The organism is Peribacillus frigoritolerans (assembly GCF_001636405.1).
GTDB lineage: Bacteria > Bacillota > Bacilli > Bacillales > DSM-1321 > Peribacillus > Peribacillus frigoritolerans.
Window position 1 is genome coordinate 5,219,266 of sequence record NZ_KV440950.1, and the last position, 22,738, is coordinate 5,242,003.

Below are 22,738 nucleotides of genomic sequence, written 5' to 3' on the forward strand. Positions count from 1 at the left end.
GTTATCTCCCCTTATCCCTTTATCTCTAATAGTTTCTGCTTCAGTTCATTTTCCATTGACGCCAATTCCTGTTCAGCTTGACGGCGTTTATGCCTGCCTTCTTCTTGAATCCGCATGGTCTCCTCAAGCGTGGATATCAAGTTAGCTTGCGTTTTCTTTAATGTTTCAATATCGACAAGTCCGCGCTCATTTTCTTTTGCGGTTTCAATGGTATTCGTTTTCAGCATCTCGGAGTTCTTCAATAACAAGTCATTTGTAGTCTTGGAAACCTGTTTTTGGGCTTCTACAGCATGCCTTTGCCTGATTAGGGTCAGTGCAATCGCAACCTGGTTTTTCCAAAGTGGGATGGCTGTCATGATCGAAGATTGGATTTTTTCGACTAGTGCCTGATTCGTGTTTTGGATTAGCCTGATTTGCGGTGCGCTTTGAATCGTGATTTCACGGCTCAACTTCAAATCATGAAGCCTTTTATCCAACCGTTCAGCAAATTGCAGCATATCATTTACTTCTTGAAACTTCATTTGATCATTACTTGATTCAGCGGACTTCCTTAGCTCCGGTATCGTTTTCTCATGGATTTCTTCGAGTTTGATTTCCCCAGCTGCAATATAGACATTCAATGCTTGAAAATATTCCTTATTCGTTTCATATAGCTTTTCGAGAATTACGATATCCGATAACAGGATATTCTTGCTCCGATCGAGTTTTACGCTGATTCGGTCGATTTGGGCACCGGTTTTTTGATACTTGGATAGCACCTCCTGTACAGATCCCGAGAGCTTCCCGAACATACGCGCAAAAAATGAGGGCTTATCCGGTTTTAACTCATCCGGGCTGAGTTCGTTTAACTTTTTCATTAAATCATTGATAATGCTGCCCACTTCACCCACATCTTTTTTCTGGACATGCTCAAGCATGGAATTAGAAAAGGTCAGGAGCTTTGATTGGGCGGGTGTACCATAGGATATCATTGCCTGATGATTCGTTGGGTCGATTTGTTCGGCAAGCTGATAAGCTTTTGCCCTGTTCTCTTCAGGAATGACATCAATCAGTTTAACCGGTTTCGCTTCCTGGGAAGATACTTTCTCAAGCTCCTGCACCCCATCAAATGGATTGGCTAAAAGGTCATCGATCAAACTGGAGTTATTCGTTTTATTCAACAGGTTTGGATCATTGTTATTCATTTTAACCTCCTGCTTTCATCAATTACTTGTGACTCTTTTCTAGTTTTAATGGATTGCTTAGCAACATCCAATTCGAAGTTAAGGTCATCGATATCATCGGCAATCACTTTATATAAATCCTTTTCTATCGTATTAGTAAGTTCCTTTAAAGTTTTACGAGTCTCCGTTAAAGAAAGTTCGAGTTCCCTATTCTTTTTTGGCTGCTGTGCTAGAAAAACATATTTCTCCGCAAGCTCCATGGCAGAATCCAGATGGGAGTAATAAAACTGTTCCGCTTGATAAAACCGCTTCGGTTCTTTTTTTGTCAGACTGTATATTTTCCTGATCATTTTAATCATCTCTTTCCTCTGTTTAAAAGAAGAGATATGCCTGACCGAGATTAGTGCTTTTTGCACCCGCCATATCTTCGGTTTTGCTTCAATTAAATTTTTCTTTATATATTGATATTCTTTTCTCGTCAATTCATGTTTTTTGAGGTATCTTGATGAAAAATATACGGAACTCAGCCAGTATGCAAGTACCCCTCCTGCTAAAGATATGACAACGGACAGGGCAAACGGTTGATTCAATACGAAATAGCTAATCATCCAAACTGGCAAAACCATTGGAAATGCAATCAATATTGGAACAAAATCAGCAACAAATCGATTCATTATCATTACACTCCTGACTTACACTCTTTTCTTTATATACGGATTATCCTTGGAATTGGTTTCAAGATGAAAAAAAGAATTTCTCCTATCCTAAACGATATAGGAACCGGATGATTTCTGCAAATTTATTGAAATTTTTTCTGTAAATTACCTCTTCTTCCCATTCATATGGGCTAACGCCTAGTCACTTCACCGGAACTGACATAAGTTATAGGGTATCCATCCTGATTTTAAAAAGGAGAGTTGACCATGAATTCATACGGATTTTATCCTTATCCACAACAAAACGGAAATCATCAGTACTTTGAACCAAATTTTAACCCATACTTCCAACAGCCTGAACGATTTGATTATATGCCACAGCAAGATTGGAACTTTCAGCAGGTACAAGAAAATCCATATAGCCAGGTGCCAGACCAATTCGATATTGAAAGGCAGCCTCAACAACTTGAAAGAAGAATCCGGGAACTTGAGCGTCAAAACGAGCGTCAAACGAGGGAACTCAATCGGCAGAACCAAGAAATCACGCGGATAAATCGTGAAGTGAACCGCATTAACCAGGAAATCACCAGGCTAAGTCAAGCGGACCAGCGACATACGAATAGGTTAAACAGACTGAATCAAAGACTTCGGGCCGTGGAAAGAAACCTTAATATCCCCTTCACCGCAACAGATGATGGTTTTTAATGAAGGAAATAGCCGGAGCTCATTGTGAGCTCCCGCTTTTTCATTTAAGATTTAATCAAACGATTGATTAATCTTTAAAGGTCACCAAACCCTTGTCCAGGGTTACAAAGCTTTACGATTTTCACTATTTGTCATATACACAATTGTTTTCGCCGCCTTAAATATGAATCCTGCTACTTGCTTTAAAAAAGTAGTTACACAATACTGATCTGCAGAATAAAAAATAGGAATCTGCCATATTCCCGCGGAATTCATCAAGTTATTTATAAGAAAATGGCTGTTTTCACATACTTTGTTGCTATTTACCAAGTAGTGAGGTGTGGTTGATTTCCCCTCCAGATGCTCGCTTTCCGCGGGGCGGGCGGTGAGCCTCCTCGGCGTAAACGCCTGTGGGCTCTCACCTGTCCCGCCGCTCCCGCAGGAGTCTCACACTTCCGCTCCAATCAACCTTAGATAGTTTCGTTTTAAAAACAACAATCTTTACGAAAAGAGCCAAGAAAATAAAAGAGCGGGAGTCATATTTACACTCCTGCTCTTTCTAATTTACGGCATGATCCGTTTCAACTTTTCGTTTCTAGATTCCTGTTCCTCCTGGGTAGACAAGTCATACTTCTTCAATAGATGAAAAAGTTCATTCAATGTTTCCTGCGAAATCCCTTTTTCAAGATATCGATCTAATGTTTGACTCAATTGTGTTGGTAAAAATGCCTTTTGGCTCTCAAATTTTAGCCTGACATCTTGCTGCGAATGATTAAGATTGCATACACCCATTTAAAAATTCACCTCTTACTTGATTTTACCATTGTATTATAGATATTACCTTGTCAATTCTTCATCCTGCTTATAGTAATCCTCGACCTTGATGAACTCCGGCGAGGTATGTGTGGCCATGATGCCATGATAACTGATATCCAACCCAAGTTCTTCTTCTTCTTCAGTCGATCTTATCGGCAGCCAAACATTTATAACTTTAAAAACAAGCCAAGTCACTGAAAAGCCCCAGGTGCATAACACCACTAATCCTAATATTTGAACTCCGAGCAAATGCCATCCCCCGCCGGCAAACAATCCGTTTTCAGTGGAGAAAAGCCCTACCGCTATCGTCCCCCACATTCCTGATGCCGCATGAACAGGAAAGGCACCGACCGGATCATCGATTTTCCGGGCTTCCAACCAATTTGTCGCAGCTAACATCAACATTCCAGAAACTGCTCCAATCAGCAACGCCGCCAAATCACTAACGAATGCACATCCAGCTGTAATCCCGACAAGACCAGCAAGTGAGCCATTGATGACGGAAGGTGCATCCGAGCGTCCATATCTAAACAGTGTATAAAGCAGGGTAACCGCTCCCCCTGATGCAGCTGAGAGCATCGTGACAATGGCAATATGTCCAATTCGGACATCTGTAGCTTGCAAGGTGCTTCCTGCATTAAATCCAAACCAGCCAAACCATAAAAGGAATGCCCCGACAGATGCCAAGGGGAGATTACTCGGCAGCGAAATGGAGCTGGTCCCCCTTGAAGTGAATTTACCTGCTCTCGGCCCGATAACAATGGCAGCCGCAAGTGCTGAAAAACCGCCTAGTGCATGAATGACAGCAGACCCTGCGAAGTCCTGCATGCCCATCCTACTTAACCATCCGCCACCCCATACCCAGTGACCGGCAATCGGATAGATGAATGCTGTCATCATTACGACAAAAATAAGATACGCCCGAAAATTGATCCTTTCCGCAACTGCTCCCGAAACGATGGAAATGACGGCGATGACGAATGCCCCTTGAAATAACCAATATGCATCCATGGAAATCGTAAGGTCGATGTGCGACAAATCACCTTTCAGCAGAAAGCCACTTGCCCCGATGATTCCAAATACATCCTTTCCATACATTAAGCCAAAACCAACGACGAAATAGCAAAGCGTTCCGATCGTAATATCGGCAAAAACCTTCATGATGATGTTCACATTATTTTTCGTACGGACGAACCCTGCCTCCAATAAGGCAAACCCGCCCTCCATCAATAGTATCATGGCTGCTGTAAGAACCACCCAAATCGTATCCAAGCCTGCGTTTAACGTTTCTAGAGTCATCTCGGCGTTCCCTCCGCTTTCTGCCAGGCCATTATTTCTTTAATGATGTCTGATGGTAAATTCATTTCCCTTTTTTCTGGTTCAGCCTCAAGTAAACCGATCACCTCATCTAAAAAAGCGACCCGCTGTTTTATTTTCTCGATTTGTTTATATCTATCTTTCACATTCACCAAATGTTCAACCGCCTGGTGATGACTTGGGGCACGCCCTGTAAAAAAACGTTTAAATGGTGACAGGGATTGATACCAAGCTTCCTCAGCTCGTCGTTTTTGCTCATATTTATGAATTTTACCTTTGATTGATTCAATTTCCGACTCCTGTTTGCTTTTGTGGAATAGCAGTCCTTTTATCACTTCTTCAGATGAAATTTCAATAACTACCCTACTATATAAATCGTCCATAATATAAATGTCACATCACCTCACGTATTCACGTTATGTTTCATTACATTATATTTAAAATTCTGAATTCGGTCAATAATTAAACAATAAAAACGATTCGTACATTGAAAAAGGAGGATTAAAACAATGCCTGTTTCCATCCCATTAATCAAACGTTTGATTAAGAAGCTAGTCACTTGATTTCACTCATAGATATATTTGGAAGGTATAGATAATCATTTTTTCCCCACTCTAATAAGGCAGTTAAAAAATTAGGGGGTTCATATATGACAGTTATAAACGATGTCAAAACAACTATAGCAGGGTTAAAAAGCGCTCAGGCGAGCTTTGAAACCTTCGCCCTTTCTACAGATAATGAGCAAGCCAAACAATTGTATCAACAAGCTGCCCAACAAACACAAACGATTGTCGACAGCATCACTCCTCGCATTGAAGAGATTCAAAACGAGGAGCCTCAATATAAACAATGATCATCCATATAAAAAAGGTTGGTTAAAGCAACCAGCCTTTTTTATCTCTTTCCATAACCAAGAATAAAATTTTCATTCCTTTTTCTATATCAAAAAATAATGTAGAACAAAATCTTTAAGCCAATCACAAACTACCAAAGGGTTACATACTAGACTTGAACTGCGGATGAAAAAGCTGTAATTCTTAAATTATGATCGACTGCCACTTAATAATCATCGTAGAAAATCGTTTTGAGAATTACGATTGTCCTGGACTTCAGAAAGACTTTTGACGCCGAATGATGAGATACAAGGATGTTAAATGATAAAAAGTAAAAGCTGACTGCTTTATCTCCGGATTTTGTTTGACCGAATTGGCTGCTTTGTTACTTTCAGGTTGCGGTGACCATTGAACATCGGGCCAAAGGTTTCCTTTAGGTAATGGCTGTACTATATTCAAATCGGCTGATGGATTTTTATGTTATTCCTTTGTTTAATCTTACTGACAATACTCATACAATGGGGTGGTTTAATAATGCTTACGGGGCATCGCACATGGGTGTTTGATCAAAAGCCTGTCATCGTCTCCACAGGAACCGTTGGCGGTCCATTTGAAGCAGACGGTTTGCTTGCGGATGATTTCGATCTTCTCCATTCCGATTTATGGATCAACCAAGATACCTATGAAAAAGCACATAAAATCTTATTGGAGGAAGCGAGTACAAAAGCAATCGAGAAGGCGGGTCTACAAAAGGAACAGATACAATTTTTCCTAGGAGGCGACCTAATCAATCAAATTACCCCTACCAGTTTTGCCTGTCGAACACTAGGAACACCTTATCTCGGCTTATTTGGCGCCTGCTCCACCTCCATGGAGGGACTGGCTCTTGGTGCATACCTTGTCAACACCAAAGGGGCAGAGTACTTATTGACAGGAGCATCAAGTCATAACGCCGCAGTAGAAAAGCAATTTCGCTACCCAACTGAATACGGAGGGCAAAAACCTCCGACAGCCCAATGGACCGTTACGGGGGCTGGCGTGGCTTTATTAAGCAGTGCCGGGGAAGGCCCAAGGGTCACTTCAGCTACGATAGGCCGTGTCATCGACATGGGATTGACCGACCCTTTCAATATGGGCGGTGCCATGGCTCCGGCCGCTGTAGATACGATTGAAGCGCATCTTAGAGAAAGAAACATCGACCCATCCTATTATGATTTGATAGTGACCGGGGATTTAGGAAAGATCGGACATGAAGTTTCTCTGGCATTATTTAAAAAACATGGCACGCCGATTATAGAAGAGCAATACAAAGATTGCGGTTTAATGATATACAGGGATGGTCAGCCGGTCCTGGCCGGGGCAAGCGGCCCTGGATGTTCCGCAACCGTCGTTTATGGTCATTTATTGAATCGCATGAAAAAAGGAGAAATAAAACGATTGCTCGTCGTGGCCACGGGCGCCTTGCTATCTCCCCTATCCTTTCAACAAAGCGAGACGATTCCATGCATCGCCCATGCCGTATCGATTGAATATGACGGAGAAGCACAAAACTAAGGTTTAATGTTTGAACACGCACACCTGCTCATACTGGTTGAACAATTCTTGGCTGCGGAGTTTGTTTCCGTAGTCTTAGCGGGTGTGAAAAAAGCATCGATTGATCGGTTGTTTTGCAACCAGTGCCTGGATAACAGCCGCTCATGGTTCCGAGTCATTATTTCAGACGACCTAAAAAGATAAGGAGGATGCTGCATGACGATAGCTTCCAATGTCAAACAATGTGTTTCTAGCTTAAAAGGAGTTGAAGCGGGCTTATCCAGCTTAGCACTCCGGACTCAAGATGATGAATCTAAACGCATTTTGCATGAAACGATGCTGGTGGTGAATGAAGTCAGGAAGGATGTACAAAAGCGCGTGGGCGAGTTAGAAAGGGAAGAACCACAATATAAAGGTTTTTAATAACCATGATCAAGCAGGAGGTGTTTGGTAATGCCGGATTGGATAGAAATTCTTTTACGCTCATTTTTCTTTTTAATTGTTCTTTTTTTGATCACTAAAGTGTTAGGAAAAAAACAATTGTCCCAGCTTTCCTTTTTTGAATATGTAACAGGCATAACCATTGGTAATGTTGGGGCAGAATTAGCTACAAAAGTGGAGGGCAATATTATACATGGCGTACTGTCCATTCTCGTTTTTGCCATAGCACCCTTCATTGCAGGATTAATATCCTTGAAAAGTAAAACTTTCCGTGATCTTATTGAAGGAAAAGCATCGGTATTCATCAAAGATGGGAAAGTCATGGAAGATAATTTAAAAAAAGAGAAATATACCATCGATGAATTGCTGGGATTGCTCCGAAAAAAGGATGTCTTCGATATTTCTGAAGTTGAGTTTGCCTTATTGGAAGCCAATGGGGATTTTTCCGTAATGTTAAAGAAGCAAAATCAACCTGTAACACCTAAGGACCTTAATCTGCCAGTAGCTGCAGTAAAGGAGCCACAAACCATCATCATGGACGGCCTAATACTTGATGAACCACTTTCCACCATTGGCCTGAACCGAAATTGGCTTCATACTGAACTTGATAAGTTGGGAGTAATCCTCGAAAATGTTTTTCTTGGTCAAGCTAATTCTAACGGAGAATTAACTGTGGATCTTTTTGATGATAAACTTAAAGTCCCTTCTCCTCAAGAAAAGCCTCTTATGCTCGCGACCTTGAAGAAGTGCCAAGCGGACTTGGAGTTGTTTGCACTTGGAACTGAATCAAAAGAAGCTAAAGAGATGTTTAGCAAAAATAGCGAAAAGCTGCAAAAGGCAATAGATAACGTAGCCCATATCTTAAGGAACTGATTATATATTCATTCCCTCACTTTCATAAGCGATGTGACCAGTCCAATGATCACGATCGTCACACATGAAAAAAGAAAAATTTCGATACCTAAGGTGAATGCTGCAGCTGAAATGATTAATGTATCTATGACGATAATCGCTAAAGCAATATCCATGGAGGTGGATTTTGAGATGATTTTGGCTAGCATATCCGTCCCCCCGCTGCTTGTCTCATATCGAAGCATGAGTCCTATGCCCATCCCTATGATGACACCGCCAATCAAGGAGCTTGCCAGTATTGAAATGGAAAAAACCTTTTTCAATGGATTAAGCCAATCCATAAAAAGGGATGTCAAAAGCAATCCGTGAACGCTGCTATAGAAAAAAGGGCGTTCATAATACCAGGCATATAAAAATATAGGAATGCTAAGGACCAACATGGATAGTCCCGTTTGAAAACTAAAGAAATAATGAAGGATGAGTGCAATCCCAATTACGCCGCCATCTATTAAATGATGAGGAACCAAAAATCCATTTATTCCAATGCCCACCAAAAAGCTACCAACAATGACAGCCACCGCTTTTTGAAAATTAATAAAATCACCTTGCCTCCCAATCCATATATTTCTTAATATATGTCCAAGTCAGAGCGTCAAGAATAATCATGCAAAAAAAAAAATCCCCCTCCCTTTTCTTCAATTTAACTACATGAAAAAGGTCCCGGTCATTTAGACCGGGACCAACAGTTCGTTGACAAAGGGGTTCGGGAACCTATCTTTCTTCAAATATTCTCCCGAAACAACCTGACCCAAAGCAGCCCTGCTACCTCCTGAGGCATGGTCTCCTTTCTAACTGTTGTAAACATAAAAAATGTGGCCCAGTCAATTAGACCGGGCCCACATTCAATCATTTCAACTCTAATAACACTACATTTTCAACATGTGTCGTCATCGGGAACATATCGACAGGCTGGATATCAACTGCTTTATATCCGCCTTCTTCCAAGATATGAAGATCACGCGCTAGAGTGCCTGGGTTGCATGATACGTATACGACTTTATTAGGCTTCATCTCGATGATCGTATTCAGAAGGGATTCTTCACAACCTTTGCGTGGCGGATCCACCACGATGACATCAGCAGTGTTGCCCTTTTGATACCATTCAGCAATAACGTTACCTGCATCGCCGACCATGAATTCTGCATTTGAGATTTCATTCAATTCAGCGTTGCGCCGTGCGTCTTCGATCGCTTCTTCGACCACTTCGACACCGATTACTTTTTTCGCTTTTTTAGCTAAAAATAATGAGATGGTCCCAATGCCGCAATAGGCATCTATCACCGTTTCTTCACCAGTCAGCCCTGCATAGTCAAGAGCTTTATCATAAAGGACTTTCGTTTGATCTGGATTGATTTGATAGAAGGATTTTGCGGATATCGCAAATTTCACATCACCGATCATATCATGGATCACTTCGTCGCCCCATAGCACAGTCATTTTATCGCCTAAGATAACATTCGTTTTCTTGGAATTCACGTTTTGAACGATGGATTTAACTTGTGGAAGACGTTCAACGATTTCCTTCACGATGGTTTCAATGAAAGGGATACTTTTCGTTCTAGTAACAAGAACAATCATTAATTCCCCTGTTTGCTTGCCATAACGGGCCATGATGTGCCGCAATACACCTTTATGTGCCTCTTCATTGTAAGCGGGAATACCAAGTTTACTGAAAATCTCTTTAACGACTTGAACGGATTCATTAATCACTTCATTTTGGATAATGCTTTCTTTCGTTTCAACGATTTCATGTGTCCGCGGTTTGAAGAACCCTGCTATTAGCTTGCCATCCTTTTCACCAACAGGCACTTGCGCTTTATTGCGATAATGGGTTGGATTCTCCATCCCGATGATCGGATGAACCTTCACATCCTCAAGTTTCCCGATGCGTGTCATCACTTCACGTACTTGCTTTTCCTTGAATTCCAACTGTCCTTCATAGCTCATATGCTGCAGCTGACAACCACCGTACTTATGGTAGTCTTCAGTCGTGACCTCAACCCGGTATGGACTGTTTTCGATAATCTCCATCAAGCGCCCGAAGCCATAACCCTTATTAGCCTTCATCACTTTGATTTTTGCTTTTTCACCTGGAAGGGCGCCCTGAACAAAGATCGGGTAGCCATCGACTTTAGCGACGCCAGCTCCTTCATGTGTTAAATCTTCAAATAAAACCTCTACTATATCATTTTTAGCAACTGGTGCTGTTTTTTTCATATCATCTTCTCTTTTCTTTTTTATGCTAGCCTGTATTTTACCACAATAGGGGCCTTGCCACAAAACCACTCACCAATTTACCCTGGTTTTCATAAAAATATAGTGGAAGGAATTACGGATTTTTCATAGTTCCATGAATAAAAGTTCAATAAAAAAAGAAAAATAAGGAAAAACAAAAGAGGTGAGGAAATGGGTTTATTTAACTCTATATCGGCCTGGAATGCTACAAGGATAGAAAAACATCGAGCGAGTATGGAGGAAAAAGGCCTCTGTCCAGATTGTTACGGACGTGGATACAGCTCCTTCGTACCTACGGAATATCATTTTTCCGATATACACGACTGTCCCGGCTGTAACGGCACCGGAGCTTACGCTGATTGGGCCGCCATGAATGGTCAGCAAATGTAATCGCATACAATGCCAAACTTCAAAGAACTAAAAAGGACCCCCTGTTAAACAGGAGGTTCTTCTATTTCCTTTACCATATAGCGAAATTCATGGCCGCTAATCGAAATGGTTTTCATTTCTATATATCCTAATCTGCCATAGAGACGATTCGCCGCTACATTTTCATTTTCAACGACTAAAGAAATTCTTGGATACCCCTTATGTTTAGCGTATTCCTCCACATATTGAATCAGTGCACTGCCAATTCCTCTTCCTTGAAAATTCGGGTCGACGGATACTGTATCCAAATAAAAGTCTCTCATTTCCGCTTCCTTATCGAGCGTAACGCTTGGGTCTTTCATTTTCATCCTTAATTGTTTCACTATCGGTTCATCCAAGCTTTCGGCATCCTTGCCATGGTAAGCAATGATCAATCCAGATACTTGTCCATCATGTTCACTGACAAGCGTATTTTCATAGCTGACCCGATTCCCACTTTTCCTGAACAACTCGGCAAGAACGGAAAGTATTCTTTCTTCTTCCGTTTCACCTGTCAAAACCTCTGCAATTTCCTTAATCGCTAACCGGGTCAATATGGCTGCCTTGTCCGCATCCTCCGGTGTCGCTTTCCTGATATACATGTTGCAATTCTCCTTGCTTCATTAAACTGAAAAGGCCACCAGATTCAGTGGCCTTTTCAACCTATTTATTTGCCGGATCATCCGGCAGTAGTCCTTGCGGGATGAATACATCAAAATGGCGATACTGATTGACGAATTCAGCTGGGGCCATCCCGCCAAATTCCCCATCCAAATTAAGCATCATATCCTTTTTGGCCTGTACTTTAATTCGATTGGCTTTTTCATAAATGACGTTTTTATCATGGATATGCTCACCGCGCATTGCCAATGTTGCGACACGGACAATATCAGCCAGGTTTGCCTTTTTTAAAATAAGCAACGTGAACATACCATCATTCAAAGAGGCGTCAGGGGCCAGTTTCTCGAAGCCGCCGACCGAATTCGTGTTAGCCACCAAGAAAAGCATGATCTCCCCTTCAAAAAGCTTTCCATCATATTCAATAGAAACTTCCGTCGGCTTAATTGAAGGAAGCATTTCAATTCCTTTAATATAGTACGCTAGCTGACCGAGCATCGTTTTCAGCTTGATCGGCACATCGTAGGTCAATTCGGTCAATCTGCCCCCGCCAGCAATATTGATAAAATACTTATCGTTCATTTTCCCGATATCGATCGGCATCGTATGCCCGCCGGCAATAATTTCGGCTGCCCCTTCGATCGACTTCGGTAAATGCAGCGCCCGCGCGAAATCATTGGTCGTTCCCGTCGGGATGATTCCTAGTTTCGGACGTTTCTCTGCAGTGGCCAGTCCATTAACAACCTCATAAATCGTACCGTCGCCCCCTGCTGCAATAACTACCTCATAGCCGCGTTCAATCGCTATCTTTGCCGCTTTCGTCGCATCCCCAGCACCGGTCGTCGCATGTGCAGAAGCTTCATAACCAGCTTCTTCAAGCTTCGCTAGCACACCTGGCAGGCTCTTCTTAATGGCTTCCCGGCCCGAAGTCGGGTTGTAAATCAACCTTGCTCTTTTCATTTCCCATCATCCTTATACATATTGATTCCATAATTTACATCTTAATCCTTCGTTACATGAAAAGCAATATTCGAAAAAAAGAGGACCGTATTTCGGTCCATATCTTTTACATTTTACTAGAAATCTTATCAGGGAAAATTATAATGCTTTTTACAATTTTATTCTAGTAAATGATTTCAATCATGGATATTGAACGTTCACGTTAAATGTATCGGTAACCGTTAAAGTATGTTTCCCATCACCATTATTGAATATCCCATTCTTTTTTACAATGCCTTCATCACTTGTTCCTTTTTTCACTTCAGTCATCTTCCAGCCACTCTCGGGGCCTTCAAGTTCCTCGACCCCTCTAGCATCTATCTTGATATCACTATTATCCTGAAGGACTATACTTAGATTTCCGCTGTCCTTCACACTCCAGTCATTCAAGAGCTTTCTAGGCTTCAAGACAAGATCGGTACTTTGACCGTCTATCTCCACTGCCAACTCAGCAGGAATTATAAGGGTTGCCTTAAGATTCCTTGTACCACTGTCCAAAAGTCCATTTTGACTCGGTAAATCCTTGAAGCTAATATAAAGAGTATCACCATTTCTTTCAACAAGTAAATAATCTTCCGCATTGTTCAATAATGAATCAGCATCTTCCATTACCCGCTCACCATATGTTCCAAAAACGGACACTTCTTCGTCCTTACCACTTTCAATTGTCAATGGGTATGGGCCAGGGTCCAGGACAACTCTCTGTATGCCTTTTCCTGCCTTTTGACTGAAACCAGGCAAATTGACCGTTTTCTCTTCACTATTCACGGCAGCCCTAACTTGATCCATCAATCCGCTTGATGTAAGCAGAATTAAAACTATTCCCGTCGTTCCAAGCAATCCCACGAAAAGAATGCTAAGAATATCATACTTCACAAAAGAACTTTCTTTTCTGGAAAAATAAATATAGAAGAGAATCTCTGCACCCAAGATAATGAACAGCAACGGCCACCATGATAGCAGAATCGTCGTCAAATTCATATCCGCAATTTGAGAAACGAGTAAAACAAAACCCAAACCAACCAGGGAGATCCCCATTGAAATCGTTCCGACTCTCCATGTTCTCATTTTGTCTCCTCCTTGACGCTCCCTTTTTTACTTCCCGACAGCAATTTGATTCCTCCGCCTATTAGAAGGATGCATACAAGGCCTTTTTGAAAATAATCCCTAAACCAATATTCCAAGTTGCTTCCAATCCATTCATCTAAATGGGGAGCGATCGCCGGGACGATCATATTACTGGCCAAGAAATAGATTCCAATTCCCACCAAACCCAACCCTAACCATTTTTGATGATTGACCATTCCTGAAATGATGGGCGTATCTTCTACTGGACCCTCTTCCATTTTTGATGCTTTTTGCAATCCATCAAAAAAACTATAAAACCAGATAATCGGAATAAGGAAGAAGAAGAAACCCAACCGGAGTAAATCCAGTATGTAAATGGCGAATAAAAAGCCGGCCATCAATTGAATCCCGCGTTTTTGCAGCCCCAAATATAAGTGACCTGCACCAGGGAAAATAGCGAATAAAGTCGCGACCGCTTTACTCTTCTTCCCGGATTCCCGTCTCTCCTCGAAATCTTCCAAAACGGTCCGATCGATAAGCTCCTCACCTCTTTGCTTTTTATTCAGCTGTTGAACAGAATCAAAAAAGCTGTAAATCCAGATAACAGGCAATAGTGCCATGAATATTAACAGGCCTTCCATTTGTGTCATCACACTGATGAATATCACCATGATGCCAAAGCCTAAAAAGCTGATGAGAAAAATGAGCCCACGGTTCATGAGGCCTAGATGAAAATGCCCTAACCCAGGAACGAATGAAAGGATGATTACATAAAACCTTTCCGCTTCCGGCTGATTTGCCATTCCCTCCATACCCTCTTCACTTTTAGGATTCCTCAGTGAGGTGACCACCAAATCAAATATACTGATGAAATAAAACACCATTCCAATAACGGAAAATGCCAGAAACGCATCCGATTGACTGATCAACGAAAGAAAAAGACCTCCAAGCCCCAATCCAGCTGTGGCAAGAAAATAAAATAGCCCTTTATATTGCCTTCCTAGGTAAAAATGTCCGAAACCTGGCAGAAAGGATAATAAAAAAGCTAATACCGGACTTTTATTCATTTCTAAACCCCTCCTTATTTTTCTTTTCGATTGTATCCATCCAAGTAAATGTTTTATCAATAAGGTCCTCGGTCAAGGACTGCGTTTTCTTATCACTGCTTGATTCCACAGAATCCACGTATTCTGTCAATGATTGAAATACCCCGCCTGCCATTAATAAAATCGTAAATCCGGCCGCAATCAGGTAATGTCTTGTGATTGTCCGAAGTGACTTCTCTTTTCGGTGTGGCCAAGACTCTTCAACAGAGCCGCCTTTCAATCGGCTAATCGAGTCCATGACTGGACCTGCAATATCAAATACTTCAAGGTCCAGACTTGTTTCTTCTTTTTCCATCGCTTCCATATAGACGGACAAACACTTGTCACAAGAGTATAGATGATTTTCATATTCAATTTTTAAAGCCTCTGGTATTTCATCTGCCAAATATGCAACCCATTGTGCCTCTGAAACATGATTCATGAAAAATCCTCCTCTTTCCAATGTTTTCTCATCCAATTTCTTGCCCGGTATAGCTTCACTTCCACAGATTTCACTTGAATCTGCTGTTCCTCTGCAATTTGCTTGAATGTCTTTTCCTTTATGTAATAGCCATATACAACGTCCCGATATCCCTCTGGAAGGTCATTCAGCTTCCGTAATACTTGCTTTCGCCTTTCATTCCGAAAAAATACTGCCTCGACATCATCCGTTAAGCCCAAATTAACTTCCGATGAATGTTCGTCCTGTAATTCTTCCTTTTGGCGTTCCCTCTTTCTCTTTAGATCGATTGCATGATTGACGGCAATTCGGGTAATCCAAGTTTTGAAGCCTTGGTTCTTATATTGAGGAAGAGAAGTGTAGATTTTGATAAAGACTTCCTGGGTAACATCTTCTGCATCCTTTTGATTCCGCAAGACGGAATAGACGGTTCTATAAATCGTCTGTTTATAAGTTTCAATCAACATTCGGAATGCATGATCATTCCCAGCCCTTACCATCTCAACTAACTCATCGGACACTTCTCTTCCCCCTTTCCTGATAAACATTCATGTAATAGACGACACAAAAAGGAGTTACCCCTACAGATAACTCAAAGTTATTTTTCCGCTTATTATTTTTCTCAGTAAACTCTTTCCTTAATCAAGAGAAAACCGTACCACTTTAAAAGTGATACGGTCAACATTAACGTTTATTGATTTCTTCCACCAAAATTTTATTAACAAGTTGTGGATTGGCTTGTCCTTTTGTCGCTTTCATAATCTGCCCGACAAGGAAGCCGATTGCCTTTTGTTTACCGGCTTTAAAATCTTCAATGGATTGCGGGTTATTATTTAATGCTTCTTCAACGGCTGTACGCAATGCGCCTTCGTCGGAAATTTGGACTAATCCTTTCTCCTTGACGATCGTTTCAGCATCCCCGCCGTTTTCAATCAATTCTTTGAAAACCTTTTTAGCGATTTTAGACGAAATCGTGCCATCTTCAATCAGCTTGATCATTCCAGCCAATGATTCAGCAGTCAATTTGACATCATGCAGCTCTTTGCCTTCTGCATTCAAGAAAGCGGAAACCTCACCCATGATCCAGTTAGATGCTAGTTTTGCATCGGCACCTGAAGCAACTGTCGCTTCAAAGAAATCCGCACTTTCTTTCGTTACCGTTAAAACGGCTGCATCATATTCAGGTAAGCCAAATTCTTCGACATAGCGTTTTTTCCGTGCATCCGGAAGTTCCGGAATTTCGGCAGCGATACGAGCTTTCCATTCTTCATCAATATGGATCGTCAATAAGTCCGGTTCCGGGAAATAACGGTAATCATCGGAGCCTTCCTTAATTCGCATTAGTACGGTTCTGCCTGTAGCTTCGTCGAACCGGCGAGTTTCCTGTTCAATTATGCCGCCTTCATTCAAGATTTCCGCTTGTCGGATTTCTTCATGCTCCAACCCTTTGCGAACGAAGTTGAATGAATTCAAGTTTTTCAATTCGGTTTTCGTACCGAATTCCTTTTGGCCAACAGGTTTCAAGGAAATGTTAGCATCACAACGAAGTGATCCTTCTTCCATTTTACAATCGGAAACGCCCGTGTATTGAATGATGGATTTCAGCTTTTCCAAATAAGCATACGCTTCTTCCGGGGAAGTGATATCCGGTTCGGATACGATTTCAACAAGAGGCGTACCTTGGCGGTTATAATCGCAAAGCGAATAGTTCCCTTTATGTGTCAGCTTTCCAGCATCCTCTTCCATATGAATGCGGGTAATGCCAATTTTCTTTTTCTTGCCGCCCACTTCGATTTCAATCCAACCATGTTCACCGATCGGTTGATCGAACTGTGAAATTTGGTATGCTTTAGGATTGTCCGGGTAAAAATAGTTTTTCCGGTCGAATTTCGTAACTTCCGCCACTTCGCAATTCAGGGCAATTGCAGCCTTCATTGCAAAATCAACAGCCTTTTTATTGACGACAGGCAATACGCCTGGGTAGCCTAGGTCAATTACAGTCGTGTTACTATTTGGAGCGGCACCAAAATGATTTGGGCTCGCTGAGAAAATTTTAGAATCCGTTTTTAATTCTACGTGTACTTCTAGACCAATCACCGTTTCAAAGTCCATTATTTTCACCCCTTACAGCTTAGGAAATTGTTTATGAAAATCTGTTGCTTGCTCAAATGCGTGAGCCGCGCGGTAAATCGTGCTTTCATCAAAATGCTTCCCAATCATTTGCAGTCCAAGCGGAAGACCATTCGCTGCGAATCCACATGGCACGGATATACCCGGTACGCCAGCAAGATTGACTGGAATCGTCAGGATATCATTCGCATACATCGTTAATGGATCGTCAACTTTTTCACCAATTTTAAATGCAGGCGTAGGTGTAGTCGGCCCAACGATGACATCGTATTTTTCAAAGACATCTTCAAAGTCTTTTTTGATTAATGTACGTACTTTTTGAGCCTTTTTATAATAAGCATCATAATAACCGGAACTTAAGGAGAACGTTCCAAGCATGATACGGCGTTTCACTTCGTCACCGAATCCTTCTGCACGGGTTTGCTTATACATTTCTATAAGAGTTTCTGCATTATCTGTCCGATGTCCGTAACGCACACCGTCAAAACGTGAAAGGTTAGCCGAAGCTTCCGATGAAGATAGCAGATAATAGGCAGCTAAAGCATATTTGGAATGCGGCAAGGAAACCTCTTCCCATTGAGCTCCAAGACCCTCTAATACTTTTAACGCTTCAAGTACGGAATTACGCGCTTCTTCACCAACGCCTTCACCAAGGTATTCTTTAGGTACAGCTATTTTCAATCCTCTAACATCGCCTGTTAATGAATTCACAAAATTCGGCACGTCAACATTAGCAGAGGTCGAATCCATTGGGTCTACTCCTGAGATCGCTTCAAGCAAATAAGCGTTATCTTCAACAGTTCTTGTAACAGGTCCGATTTGGTCCAATGAAGACGCAAATGCTACAAGGCCGAATCGGGAAACCCGTCCATATGTAGGTTTTAAGCCGACGACACCACAATATGCCGCTGGTTGGCGGATCGATCCACCCGTATCGGAACCTAAAGAGAATAGGACTTCACCGGAAGCGACAGATGCAGCTGAACCACCCGAAGAACCGCCTGGCACATATTCCGTGTTCCAAGGGTTGCGTGTTGCTTGAAATGCGGAGTTCTCATTGGAAGAACCCATCGCAAACTCATCCATATTCAATTTACCGATCGTAACCGTTTCTGCCTTCTGTAGCTTTTGAACAACGGTTGCATCATAGATTGGATCAAAGTTCTCCAAAATTTTGCTCGCGCAAGTCGTACGTAAATTTTTAGTGACAATATTATCCTTCACTCCGATTGGCATACCAAATAAAGCGCCTTCGTTCTCGCCTTTTACCAATTGATCATCCAAACGTTTTGCTTGATTGCGGGCGTTTTCTTCATCAAGTGTCAAAAATGCCTTCACCTTGTCCTCTACCTGTCCGATTCGCTTATACGATTCGTCCACAAGATCAGTGACACTTATCTCTTTCTTATGTAATCGTTCATGAAGCTCAGAAACCTTTTGTTCGAACAACGACATCATTGTCCCTCCTTATTCAATTATTGATGGTACACGGATATATCCTTCTTTGCTATCCGGTGCATTTTTAACTACTTCTTCCACTGGCAATCCTGGTTTTGCGACATCTTCGCGCATAACATTCTTCATATCCAAAACGTGAGAAGTCGGATTTACTTGATCCGTATCAAGCTCATTCAACTGCTCCGCGAATGAAATCATTTGGTCAAGCTGATGCTGAAACTGTTTTGCTTCTTCTTCCGTAATGGCCAATCGGGCCAAATGGGCAACGTGTTTAACTTGTTCCATAGAAATACGTGACATTCTCTTCACCTCCGAAAAAATATCCAAATCGACTGAATTTCGTCGCTTTTCTCCATATAATCATCGTTTAAATCATATCAAACTATTGCACAGTAAAGCAACAAGAGATACATTGTCGAAATTCAATTATTTCATAAGGAAAAACAGATATTTTCCGGGAAATATGGGAAAGTTGCCGGAATTTCCGGGGAAATGACAATAAGGCTTTTAAAATTCGACAAATGTTGCCTTTTTAAAGCACTTGTTCCCTAAGATGGAAGGGTTTACTTTCCATTATATATCTTTGTACATTGTTAAAGATTATTTTGACATTCACAAGAAATAGATTCCAGTCGAAAAAAGGATGAAGCCGCTAAGCTTCATCCTTTTTTCATTCGTATATATGAACGGTTGGTTCGTCCTGATTCGCTTCACGGACTATGAGCGCTTCAGGTCCATTTACAGATGTAATGGATACCTGTACGGCAATATAGTTCGGGAAACGTTCCATTATGAGCCCAGCAACATATTGGGTAAAGCCTATCGCTTCCGAGTTCCCATAAAATTGAATGGGGATATCGATGTTCAGGCTTTGCAATTGATCATCCATATAGAACGCCCTGCCGATGACTCCGTTAAAGTTAGGGAAGTATTCTTCGACATCTTCTTTAAAGTTCGTGAAAGTATTGACGTCATCACGGTTTTTCTTTTCAGCAGCAGAAGAAGGAAATAGGAAATACTCTTCGTCCAAGTTCGTCCATTTTCCAATATTGTTAGAGTTTTTATCGATATTTGTATAGGAAATGAAATTCCCAGGGACTACTGAAGATTTCTCATTTTGCTCGAATAAGGCAATCGTAATCGGAACATTTTTCAGTTTGTCCATTTTACGCAGCCTCTTTAAGACTTCTGCAGCAATTTTTTCCCCTTCTTGCTTTAGCTTTTTACTATCGATTGTCTTTTCATAGGTGGCACCGAATGCCTCTTTTTGATAGTAATGCACTGAATTCAACGCAAGACCTATTACAACCCCGCCTAGGCTCACTGAATTATCTTTTGTTTTGACTAAGTAATTATGTTCTAAAATATGAGCAAGATAGATTGGATTGTCTTTATTCCGCTTATCAATGTCACCTTTGCCCGGATCAACCGGATTTAAGCCAAGGTTCTCTGAGGCCTTCATCTTCTTTTCTTTCAACTGACTATCGGTATATTTTCTGTTCAGCCAGGAAGATATCTTGGAACTATCTAGCATTTGCCCCTCTTGAAAAAGGTAATCTTCCGGGTCGAATTGGGTTTGCGCCAACCGCATCAATCCATTTTCGAATTCTTCAATGTCGTATCTGGTATTTAGATTGGATACGACCAAACCGCGTGCTTTTGATGGTTCAAACGGTAGGATTGTTTGATAATATTCTTCCGAAATTTTATACTTCGGAATAATTGCCGTTTCTTTTTTGTCTTTGGAGTCTTGAACTACCTCTTGCTTATCCTCGAAACTAGGCGCACATCCAGCAAGAAGCAGTATAAGAATCATCCCCAAAATGGAGTGTTTCCTCATAGCTACACCTCTTATTTATTTAGTTCCTCTATCAGTCTCTCTTCATCCCATACCATGACGCCTAGGCTTTCAGCTTTTTCCAGTTTGGAACCGGCATCTTCACCAGCTACGACCAAATCGGTTTTCTTGCTTACACTTCCAGCAACGTTAGCCCCTAGCGCCTCTAATTTATCTTTAGCTTCGTTACGTGTTAACTGATGCAGTTTTCCCGTTAAAACGACTGTTTTACCGGCAAAAAAAGAGTCGATATCTTCTAAAGCAACAGCTCTTTGCCCTTTGAAAGTAAGATTCACACCGGCTGCATCCAACTCATTCAATAAAGCATGGACTTCTTCCAATTCAAAATAAGCTACGATGGAATCAGCCATCTTATCGCCTATTTCATTGATGGCCGTTAGTTCTTCACGGCTCGCCTTGCTTAAGGCTTCCATCGTCCCGAATTCCCTCGCAAGCGTCTTGGCAGCTTTGGAACCAACATGGCGAATGCCCAGCCCGAATAGTAATTTTTCCAACGAGTTGGTCTTCGAAGCTTCGATTGCTTGAAGAAGTTTATTGACGGATTTATCCCCCATCCTTTCCAAAGCAATCAGTTGATCGTATGTAAGCTTATAAATATCAGCCACATCTTGTATGAGTTCTTCTTTAAATAACAAGCTAATCACTTTTTCACCAAGACTGTCTATATTCATTGCTGTACGGGAAACAAAGTGAATCAAGCCTTCCCGTATTTGTGCAGGGCACTTCGGGTTGATGCAGCGTAAAGCAACCTCCCCGTCCAGCCGGACAAGTTCACTGCTGCACTCAGGGCACTCAGTCGGCATCTGAAACTCGACTTCTTCCCCTGTACGGCGCTCTGCCAATACATTGACTACCTCTGGAATGATATCACCCGCTTTTTTCACAACCACTTGATCTCCGATTCTGATGTCCTTTTCACGGATTAAGTCTTCATTGTGAAGTGAAGCTCGCTGCACAGTCGTACCTGCTACCCGGACGGGATCCAAAACGGCAGTCGGGGTCAATACACCCGTACGGCCCACATTCAGCTCGATATCCCTTAGGGTTGTAATGACTTCTTCAGCTGGGAATTTATAAGCAATGGCCCATCGCGGACTTTTTGCAGTAAAACCTAATTCATCCTGCTGTTCAAGGGAATCCACCTTTACGACAATTCCATCAATATCATAGGCTAAGTTTGGACGTTGTTCCGTCCATTCTACTATATAGGCCAGTACTTCCTCTATATTCGAGCATGTTTTTCTTTCCCGGTTCGTCTTAAACCCGAGTCTATCCAATAAATCCAGACCCTCGCTATGGGAACGGACCCCCGTTTCCCCCAAATCGGCAATCGCATAAAGGAAAATATCCAAGTTCCGTTTCGCAGCAAGTTTCGGATCAAGCTGCCTTAACGAGCCGGCAGCGGCATTTCGCGGGTTTGCAAATGGTTCCTCATCGCGTTCTTCCTTAGCCTTGTTTAATGATTCGAATGATTTTTTTGGCATGAAGGCCTCACCGCGCACTTCTATGGTGACCGGCTCCCGTAATTTCAATGGGATCGACTTGATCGTTTTCAAATTAGCGGTAATATCTTCACCGATCGTTCCGTCTCCACGGGTTGCCCCTCTTACGAAATATCCATTCTCATATTGAAGTGTGACGGCAAGTCCGTCAATTTTCAATTCACATACATAGGAAAAATTGTCACCTACAGATTGTCTGACCTTTCTGTCGAAATCCCGCAAGTCACTTTCGTTGAAGGCATTGCCTAAACTAAGCATCGGAGTGGTATGCTCCACCTTTTCAAACATATCCAAAATGGCGCCACCGACCCGTTGTGTCGGTGAGTCCGCCGTTTGCAGTTCCGGAAATTTCTCCTCATACCCAATAAGTTCACGTAGCAGCCGATCATATTCAGCATCAGGTACTGATGGCTGGTCCATCACATAATATTCATAGCTGTATTGGTTCAATAACGTTTGCAGTTCCAGAACTTTCTTCTCTGCAGCTTGTAAGTCCATACGTTCAATCCTTTCTAAAGAAGACTCCACCGCACTTCTGATAGAAGAGCGGTGTCTAAAGTCA

At 41.8% G+C, this 22,738-nt stretch carries 23 protein-coding genes; 5 read left to right on the top strand and 18 right to left on the bottom strand.

Annotated elements, in window-relative coordinates; translation table 11 throughout:
• Window positions 1-11 precede the first annotated feature (11 nt).
• Entirely contained in the window at window positions 12-1,184 is a 1,173-nt protein-coding gene (locus A6755_RS24650) for a toxic anion resistance protein (protein WP_063592277.1), read from the bottom strand.
• Window positions 1,181-1,837 carry a 5-bromo-4-chloroindolyl phosphate hydrolysis family protein gene (locus tag A6755_RS24655; protein WP_034306048.1) on the bottom strand — a complete coding sequence of 219 codons (657 nt, stop codon included), beginning with the start codon at window positions 1,835-1,837 and terminating at the stop codon, window positions 1,181-1,183. Before A6755_RS24655 ends, A6755_RS24650 begins: the two co-directional genes overlap by 4 nt.
• A 354-nt stretch (window positions 1,838-2,191) precedes the next feature.
• Here A6755_RS24655 and A6755_RS24660 point away from each other — a divergent pair, with 354 nt between their 5' ends.
• A complete protein-coding gene (locus tag A6755_RS24660) occupies window positions 2,192-2,524 on the top strand; it encodes a coiled-coil domain-containing protein (RefSeq protein ID WP_034306570.1) in 333 nt (110 codons plus the stop codon).
• Between the two features lie 543 nt (window positions 2,525-3,067).
• Here A6755_RS24660 and A6755_RS24665 read toward each other — a convergent pair.
• From A6755_RS24665 to A6755_RS24675, 3 genes are read right to left on the bottom strand one after another with little or no spacing between them, the layout of a single operon-like run.
• Window positions 3,068-3,295, bottom strand: a complete 228-nt coding sequence (locus A6755_RS24665) for a hypothetical protein (RefSeq protein WP_063592278.1) — start codon at window positions 3,293-3,295, stop codon at window positions 3,068-3,070.
• A gap of 45 nt (window positions 3,296-3,340) precedes the next feature.
• Window positions 3,341-4,618 carry an ammonium transporter gene (locus A6755_RS24670; protein WP_063592279.1) on the bottom strand — a complete coding sequence of 426 codons (1,278 nt, stop codon included), beginning with the start codon at window positions 4,616-4,618 and terminating at the stop codon, window positions 3,341-3,343.
• Window positions 4,615-5,019 (bottom strand): hypothetical protein, encoded by a 405-nt coding sequence (locus tag A6755_RS24675; RefSeq protein WP_241637333.1) that lies wholly within the window; start codon window positions 5,017-5,019, stop codon window positions 4,615-4,617. The genes A6755_RS24670 and A6755_RS24675 overlap by 4 nt, the downstream gene beginning before the upstream one ends.
• A gap of 266 nt (window positions 5,020-5,285) precedes the next feature.
• Between A6755_RS24675 and A6755_RS24680 the strand changes: the two genes are divergently transcribed.
• From A6755_RS24680 to A6755_RS24695, 4 genes are all read left to right on the top strand, one after another.
• Window positions 5,286-5,489: a DUF1657 domain-containing protein gene (locus tag A6755_RS24680; RefSeq protein ID WP_057278507.1), complete on the top strand. Its 204-nt coding sequence runs from the start codon at window positions 5,286-5,288 to the stop codon at window positions 5,487-5,489.
• Window positions 5,490-6,003: 514 nt separating this feature from the next.
• Window positions 6,004-7,023, top strand: a complete 1,020-nt coding sequence (gene spoVAD / locus A6755_RS24685; RefSeq protein ID WP_063592281.1) for a stage V sporulation protein AD — start codon at window positions 6,004-6,006, stop codon at window positions 7,021-7,023.
• Window positions 7,024-7,218: 195 nt separating this feature from the next.
• A complete protein-coding gene (locus A6755_RS24690) occupies window positions 7,219-7,425 on the top strand; it encodes a DUF1657 domain-containing protein (RefSeq protein WP_034306058.1) in 207 nt (68 codons plus the stop codon).
• Window positions 7,426-7,455: 30 nt separating this feature from the next.
• The gene (locus A6755_RS24695) at window positions 7,456-8,316 is read left to right on the top strand and encodes a DUF421 domain-containing protein (protein ID WP_063592282.1); all 861 of its coding nucleotides are present in this window, start codon (window positions 7,456-7,458) and stop codon (window positions 8,314-8,316) included.
• 8 nt (window positions 8,317-8,324) lie between these two features.
• Here the strand turns inward: A6755_RS24695 and A6755_RS24700 are convergent, their stop codons facing one another.
• The 13 genes from A6755_RS24700 to ligA form a co-directional block, all read right to left on the bottom strand.
• Complete coding sequence (locus A6755_RS24700; RefSeq protein WP_235568398.1) at window positions 8,325-8,873, bottom strand: YitT family protein; 549 nt, start codon at window positions 8,871-8,873, stop codon at window positions 8,325-8,327.
• A 328-nt stretch (window positions 8,874-9,201) separates the two neighbouring features.
• Window positions 9,202-10,572, bottom strand: coding sequence for a 23S rRNA (uracil(1939)-C(5))-methyltransferase RlmD (gene rlmD / locus A6755_RS24705; RefSeq protein WP_063592283.1), 1,371 nt, complete (start codon window positions 10,570-10,572; stop codon window positions 9,202-9,204).
• A gap of 452 nt (window positions 10,573-11,024) precedes the next feature.
• Window positions 11,025-11,600 carry a GNAT family N-acetyltransferase gene (locus A6755_RS24715; protein ID WP_063592284.1) on the bottom strand — a complete coding sequence of 192 codons (576 nt, stop codon included), beginning with the start codon at window positions 11,598-11,600 and terminating at the stop codon, window positions 11,025-11,027.
• A gap of 61 nt (window positions 11,601-11,661) precedes the next feature.
• Complete coding sequence (locus A6755_RS24720; protein ID WP_034306067.1) at window positions 11,662-12,576, bottom strand: diacylglycerol kinase; 915 nt, start codon at window positions 12,574-12,576, stop codon at window positions 11,662-11,664.
• A 180-nt stretch (window positions 12,577-12,756) separates the two neighbouring features.
• Entirely contained in the window at window positions 12,757-13,683 is a 927-nt protein-coding gene (locus A6755_RS24725) for a LiaF transmembrane domain-containing protein (RefSeq protein ID WP_063592285.1), read from the bottom strand.
• On the bottom strand, window positions 13,680-14,750 hold the full coding sequence (locus A6755_RS24730) for a multi-TM2 domain-containing protein (protein WP_034306071.1): 1,071 nt from the start codon (window positions 14,748-14,750) through the stop codon (window positions 13,680-13,682). Before A6755_RS24730 ends, A6755_RS24725 begins: the two co-directional genes overlap by 4 nt.
• Complete coding sequence (locus tag A6755_RS24735) at window positions 14,743-15,210, bottom strand: hypothetical protein (protein ID WP_034306073.1); 468 nt, start codon at window positions 15,208-15,210, stop codon at window positions 14,743-14,745. Before A6755_RS24735 ends, A6755_RS24730 begins: the two co-directional genes overlap by 8 nt.
• Window positions 15,207-15,749 (bottom strand): RNA polymerase sigma factor, encoded by a 543-nt coding sequence (locus tag A6755_RS24740; protein ID WP_244889714.1) that lies wholly within the window; start codon window positions 15,747-15,749, stop codon window positions 15,207-15,209. The genes A6755_RS24735 and A6755_RS24740 overlap by 4 nt, the downstream gene beginning before the upstream one ends.
• A gap of 163 nt (window positions 15,750-15,912) precedes the next feature.
• The gene (gene gatB, locus A6755_RS24745) at window positions 15,913-17,340 is read right to left on the bottom strand and encodes an Asp-tRNA(Asn)/Glu-tRNA(Gln) amidotransferase subunit GatB (RefSeq protein ID WP_034306078.1); all 1,428 of its coding nucleotides are present in this window, start codon (window positions 17,338-17,340) and stop codon (window positions 15,913-15,915) included.
• Between the two features lie 12 nt (window positions 17,341-17,352).
• Window positions 17,353-18,813, bottom strand: a complete 1,461-nt coding sequence (gatA, locus tag A6755_RS24750) for an Asp-tRNA(Asn)/Glu-tRNA(Gln) amidotransferase subunit GatA (protein ID WP_034306080.1) — start codon at window positions 18,811-18,813, stop codon at window positions 17,353-17,355.
• A gap of 12 nt (window positions 18,814-18,825) precedes the next feature.
• Complete coding sequence (gene gatC / locus A6755_RS24755; RefSeq protein WP_034306082.1) at window positions 18,826-19,116, bottom strand: Asp-tRNA(Asn)/Glu-tRNA(Gln) amidotransferase subunit GatC; 291 nt, start codon at window positions 19,114-19,116, stop codon at window positions 18,826-18,828.
• 370 nt (window positions 19,117-19,486) lie between these two features.
• Entirely contained in the window at window positions 19,487-20,656 is a 1,170-nt protein-coding gene (locus tag A6755_RS24760) for a CamS family sex pheromone protein (RefSeq protein ID WP_063592287.1), read from the bottom strand.
• A gap of 11 nt (window positions 20,657-20,667) precedes the next feature.
• Window positions 20,668-22,674: an NAD-dependent DNA ligase LigA gene (ligA, locus tag A6755_RS24765; protein WP_063592288.1), complete on the bottom strand. Its 2,007-nt coding sequence runs from the start codon at window positions 22,672-22,674 to the stop codon at window positions 20,668-20,670.
• Between the last annotated feature and the right edge of the window lie 64 nt (window positions 22,675-22,738).

Coding starts and splice junctions, on each gene's coding strand:
- A6755_RS24715 (WP_063592284.1), bottom strand. CDS start 11,600: ATGTATATCAGGAAAGCGACACCGGAGGATGCGGACAAGGCAGCCATA.
- A6755_RS24670 (WP_063592279.1), bottom strand. CDS start 4,618: ATGACTCTAGAAACGTTAAACGCAGGCTTGGATACGATTTGGGTGGTT.
- A6755_RS24665 (WP_063592278.1), bottom strand. CDS start 3,295: ATGGGTGTATGCAATCTTAATCATTCGCAGCAAGATGTCAGGCTAAAA.
- gatC (WP_034306082.1), bottom strand. CDS start 19,116: ATGTCACGTATTTCTATGGAACAAGTTAAACACGTTGCCCATTTGGCC.
- A6755_RS24725 (WP_063592285.1), bottom strand. CDS start 13,683: ATGAGAACATGGAGAGTCGGAACGATTTCAATGGGGATCTCCCTGGTT.
- A6755_RS24720 (WP_034306067.1), bottom strand. CDS start 12,576: ATGAAAAGAGCAAGGTTGATTTACAACCCGACTTCGGGCCGGGAAGCC.
- gatB (WP_034306078.1), bottom strand. CDS start 17,340: ATGGACTTTGAAACGGTGATTGGTCTAGAAGTACACGTAGAATTAAAA.
- A6755_RS24695 (WP_063592282.1), top strand. CDS start 7,456: ATGCCGGATTGGATAGAAATTCTTTTACGCTCATTTTTCTTTTTAATT.
- A6755_RS24735 (WP_034306073.1), bottom strand. CDS start 15,210: ATGAATCATGTTTCAGAGGCACAATGGGTTGCATATTTGGCAGATGAA.
- A6755_RS24655 (WP_034306048.1), bottom strand. CDS start 1,837: ATGAATCGATTTGTTGCTGATTTTGTTCCAATATTGATTGCATTTCCA.
- A6755_RS24650 (WP_063592277.1), bottom strand. CDS start 1,184: ATGAATAACAATGATCCAAACCTGTTGAATAAAACGAATAACTCCAGT.
- A6755_RS24730 (WP_034306071.1), bottom strand. CDS start 14,750: ATGAATAAAAGTCCGGTATTAGCTTTTTTATTATCCTTTCTGCCAGGT.
- A6755_RS24675 (WP_241637333.1), bottom strand. CDS start 5,019: ATGGACGATTTATATAGTAGGGTAGTTATTGAAATTTCATCTGAAGAA.
- A6755_RS24690 (WP_034306058.1), top strand. CDS start 7,219: ATGACGATAGCTTCCAATGTCAAACAATGTGTTTCTAGCTTAAAAGGA.
- A6755_RS24760 (WP_063592287.1), bottom strand. CDS start 20,656: ATGAGGAAACACTCCATTTTGGGGATGATTCTTATACTGCTTCTTGCT.
- gatA (WP_034306080.1), bottom strand. CDS start 18,813: ATGTCGTTGTTCGAACAAAAGGTTTCTGAGCTTCATGAACGATTACAT.
- ligA (WP_063592288.1), bottom strand. CDS start 22,674: ATGGACTTACAAGCTGCAGAGAAGAAAGTTCTGGAACTGCAAACGTTA.
- A6755_RS24680 (WP_057278507.1), top strand. CDS start 5,286: ATGACAGTTATAAACGATGTCAAAACAACTATAGCAGGGTTAAAAAGC.
- spoVAD (WP_063592281.1), top strand. CDS start 6,004: ATGCTTACGGGGCATCGCACATGGGTGTTTGATCAAAAGCCTGTCATC.
- rlmD (WP_063592283.1), bottom strand. CDS start 10,572: ATGAAAAAAACAGCACCAGTTGCTAAAAATGATATAGTAGAGGTTTTA.
- A6755_RS24660 (WP_034306570.1), top strand. CDS start 2,192: ATGCCACAGCAAGATTGGAACTTTCAGCAGGTACAAGAAAATCCATAT.